The sequence below is a fragment of the Daejeonella sp. genome (assembly GCF_044342615.1).
In the GTDB taxonomy this organism is placed as follows: Bacteria; Bacteroidota; Bacteroidia; order Sphingobacteriales; family Sphingobacteriaceae; genus Daejeonella.
Genome location: NZ_JBIIPN010000210.1, coordinates 1 through 3,056, shown reverse-complemented (window position 1 = coordinate 3,056; position 3,056 = coordinate 1). Strand labels below are relative to the sequence as shown.

The following is a 3,056-nucleotide window of genomic DNA, read 5'->3' as shown; positions in this document are numbered from 1 at the left end:
TCAATATTAATTAAAAAATATTTTCAATCATTAAGCCTCCACACCGAGCTTTTCAATCTTTTTAATTTTAAAAATACTACCAGCTACCTTTGGTTAAATGATAAAAATGAAAGGCAATATGCCGTTCCTAACTATTTAAGTGCTAGGATGTTTAACTTGCGTTTAATCGCAAGCATTAAAAACAGATAACACATTTGTCATCTTATGTTAATAAGGCTTAAAAAGCTAACATCTCTTCAAAAATTCTGTTATTTTTGTAAATAAATTTTTTATTATGACACATAACTTTGGTGCAGGCCCCTGTATTTTACCTCAAGAGGTTTTTAAACAAGCTTCACAAGCAGTTCTTGAATTTAATGGTACTGGTCTTTCAATTCTAGAGATTTCTCATCGTACACCTGAATTTGAAGCGGTTGTTGATGAGACAGTACGTTTAGTAAAAGAGCTTTTAAATGTTCCAGAAGGCTATTCTGTTGTTTTACTACAAGGAGGGGCAAGCTTACAATTTTCTATGGTCCCAATGAATTTACTTGCTGAAGATCAAACTGCAGCTTATTTAAATACAGGTGTTTGGGCAACCAAAGCATTAAAAGAGGCTAAGCTTTTTGGTAATGTTAATGTTGTAGCATCGTCAAAAGAAGATAATTTTTCCTTCATTCCAAAGGATTTTGAAATTCCAAAAGATTCAGCATATTTTCACTATACCTCCAATAATACCATTTACGGAACCGAATTAATGTCTGTCCCTGAAACTAGTGTCCCAGTTGTTTGTGATATGTCTTCCGATATTTTTAGTCGCGTTATTGATGTTTCTAAATTTGGATTAATTTATGCCGGTGCTCAAAAAAATATGGGCCCCGCAGGTTTAACTCTTGCCATCCTTAAAGATGAAATTTTAGGCAAGATTGATCGTAAAATACCTTCAATGCTTGATTATAATGTTCAAATTGAAGGTGGATCAATGTACAATACTCCACCTGTTTTTTCAATTTACGTAGCTATGCTAAACCTTCGCTGGTTAAAATCTAAAGGTGGTGTTGCCGAAATTGAAAAAGAAAATATAGCTAAGGCAGAAGCTCTTTATAGAGAAATTGATCGAAATCCTCTATTCAAAGGAACTTGTAGTATGGAAGATCGTTCTAGAATGAATGTTTGCTTTGTTATGGAGAATTCCGAACTTGAAAAGCCATTCTTGAAATTTGTTGAAGATCGTGGTATCATCGGTATTAAAGGTCATAGAAGCGTTGGTGGTTTCCGTGCATCAATGTATAATGCATTACCAATTACAAGTGTTCATGCTTTAATTGATGCAATGCAGGAATTTGCTGAAAAGCATCGTTAAAAATTGCTTGATTTTATGCTGATGGGCAGTATAATTCATTTCTGTTTATTTTAAAATATTAATAATTATAGCATCAAAAATCAATAATTTATGATTCGTATACTGGCAAATGATGGCATTGATCCAATCGGTAAAGATTTATTAGAAAAAGCAGGTTTCCAAGTCGATACCAGCCATATTCCACAAGCTGAACTTTCAGAAGGTTTAAAAAACTATGATGCCATTACGGTACGTAGTGCAACAAAGGTTAGGAAAGAACTGATTGATGCTTGTCCCAATATTAAATTAATAGGGCGTGGTGGTGTGGGCATGGATAATATAGATGTTGATTATGCTAGAGAAAAAGGCCTTGCGGTTGTAAATACTCCTGCAGCATCTTCATTATCTGTCGCTGAATTAGTTTTTGCTCACCTTTTCACGGGAATTCGTTTTTTACAAGATGCTAACCGTAAAATGCCTATTGAAGGTCATTCAAAATTCAATGATCTTAAGAAGGCCTATGCAAAAGGTATTGAACTTCGTGGTAAGAAAATCGGAATTATTGGTTTCGGAAGAATTGGACGTGAAACAGCTAAGGTAGCACTAGGTTTAGGTATGGATGTTCTTGCCTACGACCTGTTTGAAATCCCAAAGGAGCTCGAATTAACGTTAGGTGGTAATGTTCGTGTTAACTGCCCGGTAAATGCCTTAAGCATTGAACAATTAATTAAAGAGTCTGATTTTATAAGTTTACACGTTCCATTCGCTGATAAACCTGTTTTAGGGAAAGCTGAATTTGCCATGATGAAGGATGGCGTAGGGGTAGTTAATTGTTCTCGTGGAGGTACAATTGATGAAGATGCTTTATTAGAAGCATTAAATTCTGGTAAAGTTGGTTTCGCAGGACTTGACGTTTTTGACAATGAGCCTAATCCACGCCAAGATCTACTTTCACATCCCAATGTTAGCTTAACTCCTCATATTGGTGCATCAACTAATGAGGCTCAAGAAAGAATTGGTACTGAATTAGCTAGTTTAATTATTGATTTTTTTAAAAAGTAAAAGCTTATTTAAACCTCTTTTAATGGTTTGATTAAGCATAATAAAATACAAATGCCTAAAATTAAACCATTTAAAGGAATTCATCCCAGCCAATCAAGTGTTGAAAAGGTAGTTGTAAACCTTGAGAATTTAAGTATTTCTGAAGCCAAGCTTATCCGACAAGAAAATCCATATTCATACGTGAATATGCTTGTTCCTAAATTGGATAACATTTTCTTAATGGGTTCTAAAAATGAGCTTGCTTTCAAAAAAATCAATGAGAATTTCGAGGATTTTCTAGATAAAGGCATCTTTATTCAGGATGAAAAACCTTCGATTTATATTTATCAAGTAAGTCGTGAAGGAAATATTCAAACTGGAATATGGACCGTTACCTCAATTGATGATTATCTGAATAATGTTGTTAAGAAACATGAATTAACTAATGCTGCGCGCGAGCAATCTCTAATTGATTATATTCAGCAAACAGGTATTGATGCAAATCCTGTTTTAATTACTTATAAACCTATATTAGCAATTGATGTTATTATATCTAATGTCACTGAAAATCAGGCAGATATAACTTTCAATAAAGAAAATACAGAACATCGCTTATGGAAAATTGATGATGAGAAAACCTTATTTATTTTGGTTGATGAATTCTCTAAATTATCTTCAACATATATAGCTGATG

4 protein-coding genes are annotated in these 3,056 nt (G+C 33.6%); all 4 read left to right on the top strand.

Features of this window, described 5'->3' with window-relative positions; all coding sequences use genetic code 11:
• On the top strand, positions 1-189 hold a 189-nt coding region (locus ACIQ0D_RS12435; RefSeq protein WP_395806092.1), incomplete at its 5' end, for a hypothetical protein.
• An 85-nt stretch (positions 190-274) separates the two neighbouring features.
• The gene (gene serC / locus ACIQ0D_RS12430) at positions 275-1,342 is read left to right on the top strand and encodes a 3-phosphoserine/phosphohydroxythreonine transaminase (protein WP_395806090.1); all 1,068 of its coding nucleotides are present in this window, start codon (positions 275-277) and stop codon (positions 1,340-1,342) included.
• Between the two features lie 90 nt (positions 1,343-1,432).
• On the top strand, positions 1,433-2,383 hold the full coding sequence (locus ACIQ0D_RS12425; RefSeq protein WP_395806088.1) for a D-2-hydroxyacid dehydrogenase: 951 nt from the start codon (positions 1,433-1,435) through the stop codon (positions 2,381-2,383).
• A gap of 51 nt (positions 2,384-2,434) precedes the next feature.
• On the top strand, positions 2,435-3,056 hold a 622-nt coding region (locus ACIQ0D_RS12420), incomplete at its 3' end, for a DUF1015 family protein (RefSeq protein ID WP_395806086.1).

Coding starts and splice junctions, on each gene's coding strand:
- serC (WP_395806090.1), top strand. CDS start 275: ATGACACATAACTTTGGTGCAGGCCCCTGTATTTTACCTCAAGAGGTT.
- ACIQ0D_RS12425 (WP_395806088.1), top strand. CDS start 1,433: ATGATTCGTATACTGGCAAATGATGGCATTGATCCAATCGGTAAAGAT.